At 41.4% G+C, this 17,191-nt stretch carries 14 protein-coding genes; 2 read left to right on the top strand and 12 right to left on the bottom strand.

Annotated elements, in window-relative coordinates; all coding sequences use genetic code 11:
- Positions 1–157: 157 nt before the first annotated feature.
- Positions 158–1,012 carry a mechanosensitive ion channel family protein gene (locus tag H5163_RS00165; protein WP_182733874.1) on the bottom strand — a complete coding sequence of 285 codons (855 nt, stop codon included), beginning with the start codon at positions 1,010–1,012 and terminating at the stop codon, positions 158–160.
- A gap of 346 nt (positions 1,013–1,358) precedes the next feature.
- Here H5163_RS00165 and H5163_RS00160 point away from each other — a divergent pair, with 346 nt between their 5' ends.
- Entirely contained in the window at positions 1,359–2,039 is a 681-nt protein-coding gene (locus tag H5163_RS00160) for an SDR family oxidoreductase (protein ID WP_182733872.1), read from the top strand.
- Between the two features lie 58 nt (positions 2,040–2,097).
- Here H5163_RS00160 and H5163_RS00155 read toward each other — a convergent pair whose 3' ends face one another.
- The 7 genes from H5163_RS00155 to H5163_RS00125 form a co-directional block, all read right to left on the bottom strand.
- Complete coding sequence (locus tag H5163_RS00155; RefSeq protein ID WP_182733870.1) at positions 2,098–4,416, bottom strand: family 20 glycosylhydrolase; 2,319 nt, start codon at positions 4,414–4,416, stop codon at positions 2,098–2,100.
- Entirely contained in the window at positions 4,409–5,350 is a 942-nt protein-coding gene (locus tag H5163_RS00150; protein ID WP_182733868.1) for a PfkB family carbohydrate kinase, read from the bottom strand. The genes H5163_RS00155 and H5163_RS00150 overlap by 8 nt, the downstream gene beginning before the upstream one ends.
- Positions 5,343–6,791, bottom strand: a complete 1,449-nt coding sequence (locus H5163_RS00145) for a sodium:solute symporter family protein (protein ID WP_145242040.1) — start codon at positions 6,789–6,791, stop codon at positions 5,343–5,345. The genes H5163_RS00150 and H5163_RS00145 overlap by 8 nt, the downstream gene beginning before the upstream one ends.
- Before the next feature lie 161 nt (positions 6,792–6,952).
- Positions 6,953–7,336, bottom strand: a complete 384-nt coding sequence (locus H5163_RS00140) for a RidA family protein (protein ID WP_145242042.1) — start codon at positions 7,334–7,336, stop codon at positions 6,953–6,955.
- Complete coding sequence (locus H5163_RS00135) at positions 7,329–8,801, bottom strand: amidohydrolase family protein (RefSeq protein ID WP_259399767.1); 1,473 nt, start codon at positions 8,799–8,801, stop codon at positions 7,329–7,331. Before H5163_RS00135 ends, H5163_RS00140 begins: the two co-directional genes overlap by 8 nt.
- Positions 8,801–9,652, bottom strand: coding sequence for a MurR/RpiR family transcriptional regulator (locus H5163_RS00130; protein WP_145242044.1), 852 nt, complete (start codon positions 9,650–9,652; stop codon positions 8,801–8,803). The genes H5163_RS00135 and H5163_RS00130 overlap by 1 nt, the downstream gene beginning before the upstream one ends.
- Positions 9,653–9,664: 12 nt before the next feature.
- A complete protein-coding gene (locus H5163_RS00125; RefSeq protein ID WP_182733867.1) occupies positions 9,665–10,912 on the bottom strand; it encodes an amino acid deaminase in 1,248 nt (415 codons plus the stop codon).
- A gap of 201 nt (positions 10,913–11,113) precedes the next feature.
- Here H5163_RS00125 and H5163_RS00120 point away from each other — a divergent pair, with 201 nt between their 5' ends.
- Positions 11,114–14,053, top strand: coding sequence for a TonB-dependent receptor (locus H5163_RS00120; protein WP_182732113.1), 2,940 nt, complete (start codon positions 11,114–11,116; stop codon positions 14,051–14,053).
- A 136-nt stretch (positions 14,054–14,189) separates the two neighbouring features.
- Here H5163_RS00120 and H5163_RS00115 read toward each other — a convergent pair whose 3' ends face one another.
- The 4 genes from H5163_RS00115 to H5163_RS00100 all read right to left on the bottom strand — a co-directional run bounded on the left by H5163_RS00115 (position 14,190) and on the right by H5163_RS00100 (position 17,191).
- Complete coding sequence (locus H5163_RS00115; protein WP_145242050.1) at positions 14,190–14,726, bottom strand: hypothetical protein; 537 nt, start codon at positions 14,724–14,726, stop codon at positions 14,190–14,192.
- A gap of 134 nt (positions 14,727–14,860) precedes the next feature.
- The gene (locus H5163_RS00110; protein ID WP_182732112.1) at positions 14,861–15,277 is read right to left on the bottom strand and encodes a hypothetical protein; all 417 of its coding nucleotides are present in this window, start codon (positions 15,275–15,277) and stop codon (positions 14,861–14,863) included.
- A gap of 272 nt (positions 15,278–15,549) precedes the next feature.
- A complete protein-coding gene (locus H5163_RS00105; RefSeq protein ID WP_145242054.1) occupies positions 15,550–16,347 on the bottom strand; it encodes a response regulator in 798 nt (265 codons plus the stop codon).
- 127 nt (positions 16,348–16,474) lie between these two features.
- The gene (locus H5163_RS00100) at positions 16,475–17,191 is read right to left on the bottom strand and encodes a Sir2 family NAD-dependent protein deacetylase (RefSeq protein ID WP_182733865.1); all 717 of its coding nucleotides are present in this window, start codon (positions 17,189–17,191) and stop codon (positions 16,475–16,477) included.

Here is a 17,191-nt window from a genome sequence, read left to right as displayed (position 1 = left end):
GCTGCTAATACGTTGACAGAACAGATAAAATGGGATCAAGTAGACGAACTTATCAGCATGTTTTCAATGAGCACAAAAAGAAAACGCCAGTCAATATTAATTAACTGGCGTTAAGCTGACAGATTGCTATTTAATATATTAAATCACTATCTGTTATTTACACATCCTTGTTAACGGTTATTGCCGATGCCATCGACTCCGATATATGTAACGTACGCTGCGGAAATGGAATTGTCAGCCCTGCTTGCTCAATAGACTCTTTTACGCGTTTATTAAGATCCCAGACTGTTTGCCAATAATCACCGTTAACTGTCCACGCACGTAATTGAATATTCACTGAGCTTTCAGCTATCGATGTCACCATCACCTTAGGTGCTGGATCCGCTAATAATCGGCTTTCTGATGCGGCTATTTGTTTAAGTACATTTAAGCCATCATCTATTGAGTCAGCAAACGAAATACCTACTACAATATCCATGCGTCTTTTACCATTGCGAGTGAAATTTTTAATATTACCACCCCACACTTTGCCATTTGGCGAAGCGATATATAGGCCATCATTGGTTTTAAAAATAGTTGTAAAGAGGTTAATTTCACTCACAGTACCCGTTGTGCCACTGGCATCAACAAAGTCACCAACTTTAAATGGCCTAAGTATTAATAACATAATACCTGCGGCAATATTACTGAGGGTATTCTTTAACGCAAGGCCAATCGCAAGGCCAGCCGCCCCCATAAGTGCTATTAAACTGGCTGTATTAACACCAAAAATATCTAAAATAAACAACCCTGCAATGATATACACCAAGTAGCCCAGCACACTCGATAAAATTGGTAGTAAGGTTTTATCCATTTTCTTAAGAGGCGACTTAGAGTTTTGGATCGCTCTTTTAACAGAGCGCGCAATTAGAGCACCAGCTATAACAATAGCCAACGCTAGAATCAGTTTATAACCTAGAGTCATTATGGTTTCTGAATGATTTTGCCAAAACACTAATAACTTATCTTTCACTGTTTATTTCCACTAAGTAATTGCTGCAATTGAGCAAGGTTTAACATAGCTTACACAAGGTTAAAACCACATTGTTATAAGCCAATAAGTGTGAGCTGCTATAACCATTTGCGATTTGTAGCCTGCTAAAAAATAAGCTGGCCTCAAAGCGAAACCGCGCGATTATATAGCATAATAAATATAAACCTAACTTTTTATTTTAATCTTTAAAAACAATTAAAAATCATATAGTTAAATCAAACCAGCAAGTTGGTGTAATAAGCATTCAATGGAGGTTAATCCTTCACTGTTACCATTACCACTAAGAGTATCAAATCTAGTCTCAGATTTAATCGAGGAACAAGTCATGAGTAAAGAAAAAGTTGTACTTATTACAGGCGCTTCCAGTGGTATTGGTGAAGCAACAGCAAAAACCTTAGTCGCAAACGGTCATAAAGTAATTTTGACCGCTCGCAGTGAAGACAAACTTAATGCGCTGGTTGAAGAGTTCGGGGCTGATAACGCATTAGCAGTTTGCGCAGATGCCACTGATTTTTCATCGCTTGAAAACGTAGTTAATACAGGTATAAAACACTTTGGCCGCCTTGATGTTGCATTTGCCAATGCCGGTATGGGTGTTCAAACGCCAGGTGTTGAAGAGGGCGATCCTGAGCAATGGCAAACAATGATTGATATTAATATCAATGCACTGCTTTACACCGCAAAACTCACTCTGCCACACCTAAGAAAAACCACAGGACACTTTATTTTAACCAGCTCAGCCGCAGGACGGATTGCCCTTAAAGGCTCTGTTTATGGCGCAACAAAATGGTTTGCTTACGGTTTTGGACAAAACTTAGCTGAAGAAATGAAGCCATGGCAAGGACGCTGCACCACTATTGCCCCAGGCATGGTCAATACGCCTTTTTTTGATGAAGCAAAACCCGACAAACTTGACCCAAATGATGTAGCCGAGGCGGTACTATTTGCTATAGAGGCAAACCCACGTTGCAATGTACGAGAGTTATTTTTGATGCCGAGTAATTAACGGACTCGACAGTAATAAATGCCCTTAACAGGGCATTTAATTTGATCCAAGCAGTAAATTAATTACTGCAACTTAAACGCGCCTGTTTTAATCGGTTAATTGATGCGATAACTTGCGCAATCGTACCATGATTGATCTCGATAACTTGCGACTCACTTAACGCATCTTTATTTTGCAGAGCATCAACAATTGCCAAATAGCTTGCTTGCCACTCATTAACCGCTAAAAATACCTGCGGATTATTAGTAAGTACTTGCTGCCACATTACTAGCTGACTTTGCAATGCGGTAAGTTGTTGGCGATCACATTGTTGTTGGTAATCATCCACCGCATAATCAAATTGTTTTAAGGTTAAACTCTCTACCGGTAAAACATCCACTAATTTATCCAGTGGCGCTAACTGATGGTAATCATCGCTTAGAAACGCTAAATGATGCAACGTGTAATAGTGTGCGGGCTCTATCAGCTGACTAAAAGTAAGTAACGCGTTAAGCGCACTGCTTGAAACCTCTGGTAGCTGCTCTAAACGTTGAATAAACTGCTGTTGATGTAGTAAGCCTAACTGTTCATCGGCGTATTGGTCCATTAGCGCAAGCCGAGTGTACATGCTGCGCTCATCCGTTAAGCTAGTCGGTGACCAAAAACGTTCTCCTATTGCATAGAGTCTTGGCCAAATACGCGTATCTAAATTATCAGAGGTGACAAGCTCAGCCCAAATAGTTGCTTCACCACCCAATACATTACCTAGCTTGGCTCGTTGCTGCTGATGTTTTAGTTGTTGGTTCAACTGCACCAGAGGTATCTCACCACCGACATTTGCCCTAAACACATAAGGAGTATTACCCACGAATGCGGGATCTTTGCTAGCCTGCGTTAAACTAAATGTCAGCTGAGTTGGCCCAAGCCAAGTATCAATAAGCACCTGATAGTTATTCGCTATTTTAGTCACTTTATCAGTGATGAATGCCCCTTTACCCGCGATGTTGACAATTGCTTGCATACGAGACTGATCACTTGCAAAGACAGTAATATCGCCAGTCACCGCGCTGCCTTTTATGCGTGTGAGGGTAAAATCAACATGTCCGATTACAGTCTTCGCCGTTACTGCGGGTTTCGCCGGCGGCAGCGGATGATTACGATAGTGATAGCTCGTCCACTGCGGCTGATCAATATAAAACCCGCTTGATAACAAACCATCGAAACCGGCCTCAGTGATCGCCGCCAATGAATGATGACCACGCCATGATTGCACTAAGGTGTTGTTAGGCAAATTAGGATGTAATACCTCATCCCAACCAATCATTTTCTTATTGTATTTTGCTAATATTTTAGCAACCCGTTGATTGAAGTAGGCGTGTAATGCATGGCTATCAGCCAGTTTTTGCTTATGCATATAAGCTTGAATATGACTATTGGCTTGCCAATCAGTATCATCAATTTCATCGCCACCAATATGCAAATACGGATCAGGAAACAAACCCGCAAGCTCGGCGACTACTGCATCAACAAATTTATAAACCTCAGGGTTGCTTGGATCCAGTAACGGTTTAAATACGCCCCAACGTCGCTCCATCTGAGTTAATTGAGTTCCGCTACCAAGTTCAGGATACGCAAGTATAATCGCGCTGGCATGACCCGGAACGTCAAACTCTGGCACCACCCGAATACCTAACTTTGCCGCATAGCTAACCACCTCTTTAATTTGTGCTTGAGTATAATAAAGACCATCGGATGCCTGCTGGTGTAGTTTAGGGTAACTATTTAGCTCAATTCGCCAGCCCTGATCATCGGTTAAGTGCCAGTGAAACACATTAAACTTGGCTGAAGCCAAGCCACGTAATGTCCGTTTTACATCTGCAATTGGCAAAAAGTGACGCACGCCATCAAATAATAAACCACGCCACGGATAAGTTGGTTCATCCGTAATAATTAGATTATTAACTTGTAGCGGCTGCTTAGCACTAAATAATAGCTGCGATAAAGTCGCCAATCCTCTAAGCATGCCGTATTGATTAGCACTCGTTAGGTCAATTTTATTATCTGCAATAGTTAGCGTGTAACTTTCATCCATATTTAAATAAGGTAACTCGCTCACTGTTTGCGTGATATTAATGTGTAATTGCGCAGCCGCTCTTGGCGTAACTTGTAGATGCTGAAATTGGGTAGCAAACAACGAACTATTTAATAAAGGCAGGACGATAGCGTGCTGCGTTTTAGGTATAAATACCTTAAGAGTTGCTTCAAAGGTAGTACTCCCAGCCAATGATTGCACCTCTTTAGGCATTGGCATCAGCGCTTCGGTGGCGGGCGCAGAAAAAGCATAACAAGAGCTGCTCAGTAGCATTGCCCCCATCATAAAATGAATAATTTTATGCATTGTTTAATTCCTGTTGTTTGCTTGCTTTGAGAGTCACTGTTGTAGCGACAATTGCCCCTGCGGCGGTGATCACTTGAGCCGCAAGTTGCTGGGCAGTCTGCACTGCAATTGCACAAGGACTCGCTAATATTTGTTCAGCTAAAAAACCCGCTGCAAACGCATCTCCAGCCGCGGTAGTATCAATTACCTTCGCGACTGCGGTTACTGGATAGTAATTAATTGTTTGTTGCTGTAACACAATGGTGTCATCCAGTCCTTGCTTAATCACTCGCAACGCTTGTGGGTATGCCCGATAAAAGTCGACCAACTGCTGTTGTTCACAATCACCAAACACACCAAAGTGATCGTCGTTGGTAACAAAAATGATATCTGCAACTAAAAAGGCTTGGCGAAACCAATAGTGTGCTTGCATATTACTTTGCCAAAGCACTTGGCGATAATTACTATCAAAAATAACGATGCCACCAGCTTGCTTAAACTGTGCAATAGCAGTCATTAATAGCTGTTTAGTTGGGTCATCATAAATTGCTAAACTTATAGCTGAAAAATAAAGGTAATCAAACTGTTGCTGCTGCAATGCAGTTAAGAATTGATGTTGAGTATCAAGCTTAAAATACTCTCTGGCAGCGCTATTTTTTCGATCATAATGAAAAACTCGCTCGCCATTAGCATCAAGCGTAATACCATAAGCGCCTAAAGTATGATTTGTTGCATATTGTAAAAAATCGAGTTTAAGCGCTTGCTGCTGCCACCTAGCCTTAGCTTGCTTACTTAGTTCGTCGCTACCAATGGCAGATATAAAATAAACATGCACCTGTTCTCCCATAAGACGTTTAAAGTAAACTGCCGTATTGTAGGTGTCCCCCCCAAAATTAAGCTCTTGATTTGTAGATAGTTCATGCATCGCTTCACCAAAAAACGCAATCTTAATCATGTTGCATTTCCTCGCGTTGAGCTTTTAAAATAGCTAATGCTTGTGCAGATGTGCACACTTGAACTGGGGTAAACAAAGTTACCATAGCAGCTAATAAAGCGGAGCCTAAAGTGGCCGGAATAATTGGGTTACTCCAATAAGCCAGCCAATTTGGCGTTAAAATAATCGCCAACGAGACCAACAGCGAAACCAATAAAGCAGTAATGGCCCCCTGCCAATTAAAGCGTGGCCAAAAATGACCAAATAACACGCATACACATAGACCCGACATTAAAGTGGCGATCATATTTGTAATGTAACCAATCACATCGTTAGTTAATAACGCCAATAATAACGCAATGCCTATCGTCATCACTAAGCCCATCCGCGAAAGTAATACAACATCTTTAGCGTGGGGCATTCGTTTGAATACTAAACTATACAGATCACGTATTAATACACTCACAGCTGCAATCGCATCTGAGCTAGCACTGGAAATCGTGGCTGAAAGGCCAGCAATAATAACCAGCGCTGCCAAGCCAAAAGGTAATAATTCAAACGCCATAAAAGGGAAAGAAAATGCACTGTTCTCTAAAGCAGGATTCAGTGCATAAGCTGCCATACCGATGATGGCAGGTACTATGGCAAATACTAAATACAAGCCACCCGATAAATAAAACGATTGACGAATACTTTTAACATGCTTGCCAGAATAAATACGTTGGCGAAATGATGGCGCAACCAAGACGCCTATTAACACCGCGAAAAATAATGATAAGCCATGCACTGCACCTATTTTATCCAATGATAAAAAGCTTTGGTTAAGCGCAGGTTGCGCATTGGCCATATCAGCCAAGCCACCCACTTCATAAAGAGCGACCCCAGCCATCAAGAAAAAGCCAACAAATAACACCAATGCTTGAATAGAGTCGGTCCATACCACAGCAACATAACCGCCAATCACCACGTAAATACTAAAGCCCAGTGCAATAATAAGTTTTGCCGAAAATGGCGATAACCCAGTAAGCCATGCTAAATACATACCACCGCCCAGAATATGCGCTCCTAACCAACCAATACTGGCGACAAAAATAAATATTGCGATGGTATTCTTAACGAGTGGATGTGCTCCCACATAGTATGATACTTCTTCACTCATAGTCATGAATTGGTGTTCACGCACTGGCGCAAATAATTTTGCTAATAATAAAATTCCCGCAGCACCACCAAGGCCATAGATCATCCCAGCCCAGCCATTTAAATAAGCAAACCCCACAGCCCCCATTGATGATCCTGTTCCTACCATAGTGGCAACTGTAGTACCTAAAGTAAGAAAAAACGGTAAATTACGTCCCCCCAGTAAAAAGTCATCGCCACCTTTAGAATTTCGGCTTACCCACCAACCAAACCAAATCATAAATCCTAAGTAGCCTAAAAAGGCCATTAATAATTGCCACTTCATAAGACACCCTGCTCCACCAATCCACGCTGCGCTTTGTAACAGCACTTCTAATTATTAATTACGTGGTTGATGTTAGTTATTATTCTGACCTAAGAGCGGTTATTATTTTGTGTGCTCTTAGGTGTAAATGTCAGCGCTGTCATTCAGCTACTGACAAAATCTTAAGGTGCCTTATAACAAGTAACATCCACCTCAACTTTACAATCGACGACTAAATCCGCGACCGCACAAATACGTGCCGGTGGATTAGCGCCAAAATACTCTTTAAACACTTTATTAAACGACTGAAAGTAACGAGAATCAGTTAAAATAACAGTAACATGCACCACATCTTTGAGCTCATAACCGGCCTCTTTCATAATCTCGAGGCAATTTTCAATCGCCAGTGTTGATTGCTCAATAATCCCCCCTTCGACCACTTCTCCATCTTTCATTGGGGTTTGTCCAGATACCATCAGCCAACCACCCGCTTCTACTGCGCGTGCAAACGGTAAGTGCTGACCACCGGTACCTTTACCGCCTTCAATACCAATTCGTCTAATCATCTTTACTTGCTCCTAGGGATGTTAAAAATTTACCTGAATATGCAGGTAGAATATGTTTATCTATAAGGGTTGCTTGGCCATTGGTCCAGACACGATGAATTCCTGAAGCCGCCAGCTCTGGATCAACAAATGTTGCGTTATCAATAATCTCATTGGCATCAAATAACACCAAATCGGCAAAGTTGCCTACTTTGATCACTCCACGATTTGCCAACCGATAGTTAGCCGCGCTTAAGCCTGTCATTTTATGAATCGCAGTTGCTAATGAAAAAATTCCTTGTTCACGGCTGTAATGACCCAGCACTCGGGGAAATGAGCCCCATAACCGAGGGTGTGGGTGTGGATCGCACGGTAAACCATCTGAACCAATCATGGTTTTATCAAACGCTAAAATAGTGTTTACATCGTCTTCATTTAACCCATGGTACACAGCACCAGCTGGCTGCAGTTTTTCAGCAGCATCCAGCAAACTGACGTCCCATTGTTTAGCAATATCAGCAAGTAATTGCTCGGCCATTGCAGGGTGGGCATCAGACCAAGTGATAAAAATATCGAAGTCGTCAGTCACTTGGTTCAAATCTAAGGTACTGGAGCTGGCCGCATACGGGTATGCGTCGCAACTACATTTTGAGTGCTCGCCTTGTGCTGCAAATTTTGCTAACAGCTCTGGGGCGCGTCCCCAGTTATTTTTACCTGCACACTTCAAGTGGGAAATAATCACTTTAATGCCAAACTTTTGCTCCATAGCAAACGCTTCATCCATCGCCTCAAGCACGGCATCAAACTCGGTGCGTAAATGGGTGGTATATAAAGCATCATGCTTTTGTAAGATAGCGCCAAATGCCTGTACCTCTTGTTCAGGTGCACACTCTGCATTGCGATAGGCAAGCCCAGTGCTCAAACCGAGGGCACCTTGGGTTATGGCTTCATCCAATTGCAATTGCATCGCGGCAATTTCGTCAAGCGTCGCTGGACGTAATAAGTCATCCATCACGTTATTGCGCAATGTGGTATGCCCTACCAATGCTGCAACATTCACATTGGCTTTTTGTACATTAAATGCATCGATATAATCGCGCATCTGTGCAAAAGTAAACTCTGCTTTTTCACCCAGCAGATTCATTGGATCCGGCGCATCTGCAGTTAGTTTTGCCGGCGCCGCGCTGATCCCACAATTACCGGTGATCACCGTTGTCACCCCTTGACTTATTTTCGCTGCCATCGCTGGGTTTCTTAACAACTCAAGATCATCATGGGTGTGTACATCGATAAACCCCGGGGCTAGGCATAATCCATTGGCCATTATTGTGTGTGTTGCCTGCCACTGTGATAACTCGCCGAGTGCGACAATATGTTCACCTTTAATTGCGACATCCATGTACTGAGGCGCATTGCCTAAACCATCAAATACTTTTGCTTGATAAATGATTGTGTCTGCTGATTGCGAGATATCGTGCCGCATCATTAATCTCCTAGTGGTGCTCTGTCTGGTCCTTGACGATACTCATCTAACTCATGTTTGATGCGACGAAGTTTTTCGCGAGATTTTTTCTGCGTTAAAATAGCCACTTCACTTGCCAATATGTCTACTGCAGCAAGCATCGCATAACGGCCTGTACTGGGCGTAAAAATGTAATCTGATTCGTTAGTTTTAATTGGTAAGTGAATCGTTGCGATATCAGCAAGCGCACTCTCTGGGCAAACCGCAATCACTTTAGCGCCATAATCTTTGGCAATATTTGCCGCATCAATTAAGTCATTTGCTAAGCCAGTAAGCGATAACACCACCACCACATCACTGATATCAACACTGGCGGCAGTCATTCTCATCATCACCGGATCACTGTAAGCGTTACTGAGTACATCCAGTCGAAACAAGCGGTTATGGCATTCTTGTGCAACTACAGAGCTACCCCCACCAACGCCAAAAATTAACGTATGACGGCTTTCAGCAATACAGCGAGCTGCTTCTTCAATCTGCGACTGTTCAATTAATCCGGCATTAATATCGAGAATATCGTGTATTGCTTTGTATATAGCTGGAATATCTTCACGTACAGAGGCATTTTCACTAATAAAGCGCTCTCCTACTGCCAGTGATTGTGCAAGCTGTAGTTTCATATCACGCACATTATCGCAGCCCAGCGCTTTTGCTAGCCGAGTGATAGATGCGTGACTGACTTTTGCGCGCTGTGCTAAATCACTTATACTTGCCGATGCTGCATATTGCAGATCGGCTAAAATTAATTGTGCAACGAGTTGCTCTGATTGCCGTAAATGGCCTAAACGCTCTTTAATTCGTGAAACAATATCCAATTAACTACTCTCCTAAAAATACGTATCAAAGATACCAACAACGTTATAATTATCATCGATAACATTAATATAACGCCATTTATCAAATGTCAGGCAAGGATGTGAAGTCCCAAAGGCAATAATATCACCGACTTTTAAGTGGCTATTTTGATCAACACGCAGCATGGCATGCTGATCCATTATTTTTTCAACTTGCCAATCAGCACCTGCTTTAGTAACAACACCGTGTTGGTCAATATGTAAATTCGCAATAGGTAGCCCGGCATCAAATGCCACATCGCGCTTACCCATACCAATAATTGCTCGTCCCGGTTCTGGCAATGACTGTACATATGCCCAAACCTCTAAACATGATTGTAAATCGCTACCAATATTACACGCCAACGGATTACGCGCTAGAATCTGTTGCTGCGCATGGCCATAAATCCCTTGATCATGAGCGACATAACAGCCAGGGCGGATCACAGGCACCATGTTATCGAGCATGTTACTAGGTGCAAAAGCATCGCAGACTAAGTCGTACCACGCTGAGCCACCTGCGGTAATAATTACTTGTTCTGTGGCAAAAGCCTGCTGCTCAATCAACTCTTTACATGTTGTTACCGCATCCGCTAAAAATGCAGTCACTTCACTTTGTGTACTCAACACTCCTTCATACACTTCAATGCCCGCAAGCTGTAATGAAGAAAACTGCTTAATATGCGCAACCAATTGTTGGAGCTTTTGTTCATCAACTACACCACAACGTCCACCTGGCACACCTAACTCAATAAATAATTTAACTTGTATGCCTTGCTTACTAAAGAACTCACCAAGACTTGTTACATTGCTAACATCATCCACTAAACAATAAAAATCAACCTGATACTGTTTTAATAAATAGCTAAGCTGCTGCATGTTGGCTTTACCAACTAATTGGTTCGCCATGATAATGCGCTTAGCGCCAGCTTGTGCTGCTACCACTGCTTGTTGCACAGTTGCAATGGTGATCGCGTAAGCACCTGCATTTAATTGCTTTTTAAAAATATCCGGTGCCATGGTGGTTTTACCATGCGGTGAAAACTCCACCTGACTTTGTTTGGCGAACTCAGCCATCCATGCAATGTTATTATCTAAACGCGTTTGATAAATACACGCACAAGGAAGACTCACCTGCTGCTTAGCAACATTGCAATCACCTTGTATGATCGTTTCGCTGTTGCCTAAGCCTTTATTCATAGTATAAATTTTTGCGGCGCGTTTCATGGCTAACTTTTCCATAAATAAAACTCTTATTTTAAATCATTACCTTAGATAGCAACGTTGGATTAAAAATCAAAAAATTATCAAATGTTAATGTAATTGTTATTGCATTTTGTTCGAAAGTGATGTTAATTAATAACAAGCAAGTAGTCAACACCTGTTACAAATTAACAGGAAATAATAATTAACTTTTAAATCTACAGGATGAGGTATATCAGCATGAGCATTAAAAACCGTCACCAACCCACTTTAAATAGGAGCCTAATAGCAAAAACCGTCGCCGCTATTGTATGTGGCTATACCAGCTTTGGCGTTTTTGCCGCAGACCAAGCACAGACAGCAAATGACGACATAGAAACTATTGAAGTGCGCGGTATTGCCGCCAGTAACAAACAAGATATTAACAACAAACGCTTTAGTACTGGAGTAATGGATTCTATTACCGCGGAAGATATTGGTAAATTGCCTGATGTAACCATTGCCGATACGCTGCAACGTATCCCAGGCATACAAATTCGCCGCTCTGCGGGTGAGGGCTCAACCATTAACGTTCGCGGTATGCCGCAAGTAACCACTTTGCTCAATGGCGAACAATTCTTAAGTGCAGGTTCAATTACAACATTACAACCAGACTTCACTGATGTCCCAGCGGCGCTACTATCAGGGATTGATGTGCTTAAATCACCTCAAGCCGACACCTTGGCCGGTGGCATTTCAGGTACTTTAGATTTAAAAACACGTAGACCATTTGATCTTGACCAAGGCACAACCTTCTCACTCACAGGAGAAGCAACCCGTGGTAGTTTATCAGAGCAAACCGACCCTAAACTGGTAGCCTTTGCCGGATATAACAATGACAAATTTGGCATTATTGTTACTGCCGCTTATGACGAAAGCACCTTAGCGAATTACCGTAATGGCACAATTTTAACCTCTTCAGAAGTGCAAAATGAAACCGACCGCGATTTTAACGGTGATGGCGATTTTAACGACAGCTTTTACAGCCAACGTTTTTATGGCGTGATGGACCGAGAAACAGAGCGTGATCGCCTTGGCCTAAACACTACCATTCAATATCAAATTGCCGACACACTAACTTTTACTGGTGACTTGTTTTATACAAAAATGGATGACGCCGATCGTAAGCAAGGGGTGATGGTTGATAATGCCCGTGGTTCTATTTGGGCGTATTCTGATAACTTTATTCCTCGCTTAGATAATGATCGGGGCGGACAAATATACACAGTCAACGATGCTAACTTAAAAGTTCGTCGGGTAAGCGCCTACTCTGAAAGTTTAACTAACGACCGTGAATCAACCAATGCTAGCTTTTTATTCGAATACCAAGGTGATGGCCCACTCTCTGGTGAATTTAGGTATATTCATGGCTCTGCAGAGCGAAGCCATACTGAAAATGTGGCCCACGGCTTTTTAACCTCAGGCGCACAACATGGTTTATTAAAAAATCATGGTGATGGTATTACGCCAGTTAACCCCAATGGCTATGGCCCAGAAGAAGTTGATGTGAGCTTTTCTCGCAGCGGCGAATATTTAACCCTTGGTTTTGCAGAAGGCTTTGGTAATGATATAAGCCAATATAATCTCGTTTCAACCTACTCTGAAAATAACTTTGAAGAACAAGCCACACTTGATGTTGCCCGTATTGATGGCCATTATGCCTTTGAGACAGATCACCTACAGAATCTTGATTTTGGTCTGCGGGCATCAAAACGAGACGTAGAGCGCGAAACCTATATTCTCGTTGCACCATTTACCACCGGCAATATTAGTGCCGATGTGATGTGGAAAGATTCCGGTGCATCATTAGGTGATACCAATGGCGACGGTGAAAATAGCGTAGCAGGTGGTGATTTAACCATAGGGAAAACTAACTTCTTTAGTGATATGCCCGATGGTTGGGTCAACCAAGTCAATGGTTTAGGGCCAGGTGGCACTGGGCATAGTTTTTACTTAATCGATCCTAAAGTAATGGACGATCCAATGGCATTTCAAAATGCAATTTACCCGGGTAACAAACGATTAGCTAATCCGTCACGTACTTACCAAGTAAAAGAACAAACTCAAACAGCTTACTTTAAAGCAAACTTTGCTGGTGAATTGGGTGATTTGAGCTATACCGCAAATATCGGCGCACAATATATTAAAACCGAACTCGACATGCTGCAAAATCAACTAGGCTCTGCGCGTCCTTGTTCGTTGTGTACTGCCAGTGAGAAAACCGGTGAAAAATGGCTAAACAGAGATTACTCAGATTTTTTACCATCAATGAACTTTAATTTAAACCTAACCGAAGATGTGATCCTACGTGCAGGTTACGGTAAAACAATGACCACGCTCGATATTGGAAAGCTTGCTGGTGGTATAAGTGTTGGTCGTACCCGAGCCGGAGATGTACTTGCCGCTGAGCTTGGAGTAAGCCCTGACTTATTAGTGGCAGTACAAGGTCGCCAAAATGGTAATCCTGATCTAGAACCATGGCGCGCAACTAACTATAACCTATCTGCTGAGTGGTATTTTAATGACAGCGGTTTATTAAGTATTTCAGCCTTTTTAATGGACATAGAGTCATTTGTTGAAAACGGTATTGTCATGCAAGGCTTGCCTGATATTGATGGCATTATTCGCCGTGAAGTACCTGTAACCACTGAAATAAATGGCCAAGGTGGTGACATAAAAGGTTTTGAAGTTGTTTATCAGCAAGCATTTGACTTTTTACCAGCGCCATTTGATGGCTTAGGCTCATCACTAAACTTTACTTATGCGCCAAGTGACAGCGCTAACGTTGATGTTTATGGCAAAAGTTTACCAATTCAAGATAACTCAGAAAAATCAGCCAATGCTGTACTTTGGTACGAAAAAGGCCCATTACAACTGCGTCTTGCAGCCAACTACCGTAGTGATCGCTTAGACAGCTTAAGCTCGCCAATGGGCGAAGGGGTAATGCCATTTTGGACCGATAGCACTTTGTACTTTGATATGTATGCCGGCTATGAATTTGCTGAAGATATGAGCATTTATACCTCAGTGAGCAATCTAACCGAAGAAAAAGAAGATATTTACGCACAGTGGTCTGATCATGTGATCACCCAAAATATCTTTGAGCGTCGTATTACGTTTGGTATTCGTACCCGTTTTTAACGCTTAACAACACATTTGGCACACTTCTGCCCAGGAGATAAAAAGACTTAGCATTATTTAAATAAGCTTTTTTGCCAAATAGCAAACCAGTACAGCTAATTAAGCTGTACTGGTTTTTATACCTAAGTGGATTCATCTAGGCTGATTGCCGATAGTGATCAACAGCAAAACTAAATAAAACTTTGATCATAAAAAATAGACTCACCATCAAAAACCACGTTGGCAGCGATAAGTAAATCAACAAAAAGATGCCATAACACATTAAGTTTGCAGCAATAAAACCCTGGATTGATTTACCATGTAACGCATTAACAACAGATGCTGCCACTATTGTATATGCCCACATAAGCAGTGCAGTATCTAGTGGCTGTGAAAGTAACCACGCAATCACTATTATATGAACGTGAATGGCAATAAAAATCAGCCTATTTTTAGGACGCTTTGTGTAAAACTCATTGGTACCAAGAGTGAAATTAGCAATACATCCTGCTAATACGTCAGCAATTAATATAAAAGCTAAGATTGCTCGCCAATTATCGAGTTTAATCTCCGCAACCGAATAAATAACCCAACTGCCGACTAAAGCAAACAAAATAGTACCGGTGATCTCTAAAATCGATTGTTTTTCGCCAAACACTTCATGCAAAAATTCAGGGGTTTTAAAATACTTCATTGTTAAACATTTCCTTATTTAAATTAAATTAAATTTTTGAACAACGACTTTCCATGTTTTTAACTATGCAAGTAGGCGACAAGATAAGCACCACTAGCAGCCAACGAAATAACATTATCTATATAGACACGGCATTAATTAAAAAAACACCGTAAAGGTAGCAGGATATGCTCAGGGATCTGATCAGAAATCACATACTTTTTTGCATCAACTGTGACTTCAAATAAAAGATACTCTGAATTTCTGCCAATATAACGCTCACCTATATTTGGCGTTATCTTATATATATTTCCGGTAAGAGTAAGCTGACTAGAGGCTGATATCTTTTCAAACCCGCCGTAAGGGCTGAGATGACCCTCTACGTTGTGATCTTTTAAGTAGTCGTTTCGAGGATGGCCAAACCATATAGGTTCGACACGAATTTCACTACTTTGAAATAATTTATTTGCTTGATAATGAATGGGCTCAAAGCACTGCTTCTCTATTTTAATATCACTGCAACCACTGATAAATATCACGGCAAGTATTGTAGTATACTCAATGTATTGCATATCAACGTATTCCTTTACATACACTTGGAGTTAGCTATTGGCAGCACTGCAATACCAGCATTCTTTATAACTCACATTTGCGCTGACGCTGGAGCAAACATATATCAAGGATATCGTAACTGCCTGCAACTTCCAGTGTAATTTGATGAATATTGACGCTTAAACATGACTTCATTAGCAAAGACAACAACTATGTCTTTTTAGTGTTCAGAATTACTTTTCTTAATTACGAGACTTAATAGCAGCCTAGATTACTATTAAGCCATTAATATCTAAGACATTATTTTAAATAGCAGCTCTCTTACTGTGGCAGGTTCAAATGGCTTGTCACATATGGCGTCTACACCAGCTTGAGCAATATTAGCTAAATGAGTGTCGTTTGCCTCAGAACTCACCATCAAAATAGGAATATGCGAGTAAGCATTCGAGCTTCTTACGGTCTCCGTTAGCTCTTTACCATCCATTTCTGGCATATTGTAATCAGTAACAATTAAATCAAATGATTGACTATTAAGGTGGTCAATCGCTTGTTTGCCATTTTCGGCTTCTACAGGCGCCGGTATTCCCATTCCAGCCAAGACCCTAATAATATGCTTGCGTGCAAAACGACTGTCATCAACCACAAGGACACGCAATAGCGTTACATCAAAATGTTCTAATTCAACTTCTTCTTCAGTAATAATATCTAATGTTGCCTTTAACGCTCGCGTAATTGCCTCAGCACTAAACGGCTTTGGTAAAATAGCTAATACCCCGGACTGCCTTAACTGTTCAAGATAGGTTTTATTGCGCTCTGTCGATACCAACATAAAAGCTTGATGCTCAATACCTGGGGTTACTCTGATTTTTTGCAATAAAGAATCAGCGCTACCGTCAGAAAAATACATGCTGCTAATGACCAAATCCGGCTGATAATTCTCCAGCATTGTTAACGTTTGCGCTTGAGAAGTAGCAGTTTCTATTTGTGTAACACCGCATTGAGTAAGTGACTTTATAATAAGCTTTTGCTGAACATCTGATGGCTCTACTAATAATATTGATAAATTGGCTATTGCTGTTAAGTCTTTCATTTACATCTCTTCAGTATTGCTATGTTTAATTAGTAACGGTTATTTTTGTAAAAATCAAAAATACAGTCATCGTGATTATGCTTTTTATGATCTTTTTTGCTAAATAAAGCGCGTATCAAGCTCGCGTTTAGTTACGTTGAATATAGTCTAATGCCGTCATTTTATGATAATTAACATTACGATGCATAACATGCGCAGGTTCTGGATCAACAATTTCGATTGGGATATCGTAACTGCGTGCCACTTCTAGCGCCATTTGAGTAATATTAACGCTAAACGAAGTGCCAATAAAAACGATTTTATCGGCATCAAGCATCCGCTGTTGTGCTTCGCTAATACGATAAAGCTCAGCGTAATATTCATCAAATAACAACACAAAAGGCTTTAAAGATTGATCCAGCACAGGCTGCTGGTTTTCGATGTTAAACAGCTCAAGCAGTGACTCATGTAAGCGGCTTTCGTCTACATTATCCCACGGTGTCGCATGCGCTTTCACATCATCACCTTGCTCATGAAACAAAGTCATTTTATCAAGCCGACCATGAATGGCGATATAGTTTTTATTGCCTGCTTTGCCATCTAGCCCGTCAATATTTTGTGTGATCAGGTTTTTATCGCTCAACCATTGATGAACTTCGTTAGGACCATGGTTACGGTAGGTGGCAAAGCGATGATAATACCAAGCTAAAAACTCACGCGGGTTGTTTACATACATAGCACGTGTAGCCATTTCCATTGGCGTATAGTTTTTACTACCAATAGTCCAAAACCCATCTTCACCTCGAAAGGTAGGAATACCGCTGGCGGCACTCACACCGGCTCCTGTTATATATAATGTATTCAT

The sequence above is a fragment of the Pseudoalteromonas sp. SG44-8 genome (genome assembly GCF_014164125.1).
GTDB classification, from domain to species: Bacteria; Pseudomonadota; Gammaproteobacteria; order Enterobacterales; family Alteromonadaceae; genus Pseudoalteromonas; species Pseudoalteromonas rhizosphaerae.
This window is presented reverse-complemented; position numbering and strand designations above follow the sequence as displayed.

Excerpts from the sequence above, each read along its gene's own strand:
- H5163_RS00160 (WP_182733872.1), top strand. The coding sequence starts at position 1,359 with ATGAGTAAAGAAAAAGTTGTACTTATTACAGGCGCTTCCAGTGGTATT.
- H5163_RS00155 (WP_182733870.1), bottom strand. The coding sequence starts at position 4,416 with ATGCATAAAATTATTCATTTTATGATGGGGGCAATGCTACTGAGCAGC.
- H5163_RS00150 (WP_182733868.1), bottom strand. The coding sequence starts at position 5,350 with ATGATTAAGATTGCGTTTTTTGGTGAAGCGATGCATGAACTATCTACA.
- H5163_RS00145 (WP_145242040.1), bottom strand. The coding sequence starts at position 6,791 with ATGAAGTGGCAATTATTAATGGCCTTTTTAGGCTACTTAGGATTTATG.
- H5163_RS00140 (WP_145242042.1), bottom strand. The coding sequence starts at position 7,336 with ATGATTAGACGAATTGGTATTGAAGGCGGTAAAGGTACCGGTGGTCAG.
- H5163_RS00135 (WP_259399767.1), bottom strand. The coding sequence starts at position 8,801 with ATGATGCGGCACGATATCTCGCAATCAGCAGACACAATCATTTATCAA.
- H5163_RS00125 (WP_182733867.1), bottom strand. The coding sequence starts at position 10,912 with ATGGAAAAGTTAGCCATGAAACGCGCCGCAAAAATTTATACTATGAAT.
- H5163_RS00120 (WP_182732113.1), top strand. The coding sequence starts at position 11,114 with ATGAGCATTAAAAACCGTCACCAACCCACTTTAAATAGGAGCCTAATA.
- H5163_RS00115 (WP_145242050.1), bottom strand. The coding sequence starts at position 14,726 with ATGAAGTATTTTAAAACCCCTGAATTTTTGCATGAAGTGTTTGGCGAA.
- H5163_RS00110 (WP_182732112.1), bottom strand. The coding sequence starts at position 15,277 with ATGCAATACATTGAGTATACTACAATACTTGCCGTGATATTTATCAGT.
- H5163_RS00105 (WP_145242054.1), bottom strand. The coding sequence starts at position 16,347 with ATGAAAGACTTAACAGCAATAGCCAATTTATCAATATTATTAGTAGAG.
- H5163_RS00100 (WP_182733865.1), bottom strand. The coding sequence starts at position 17,191 with ATGAATACATTATATATAACAGGAGCCGGTGTGAGTGCCGCCAGCGGT.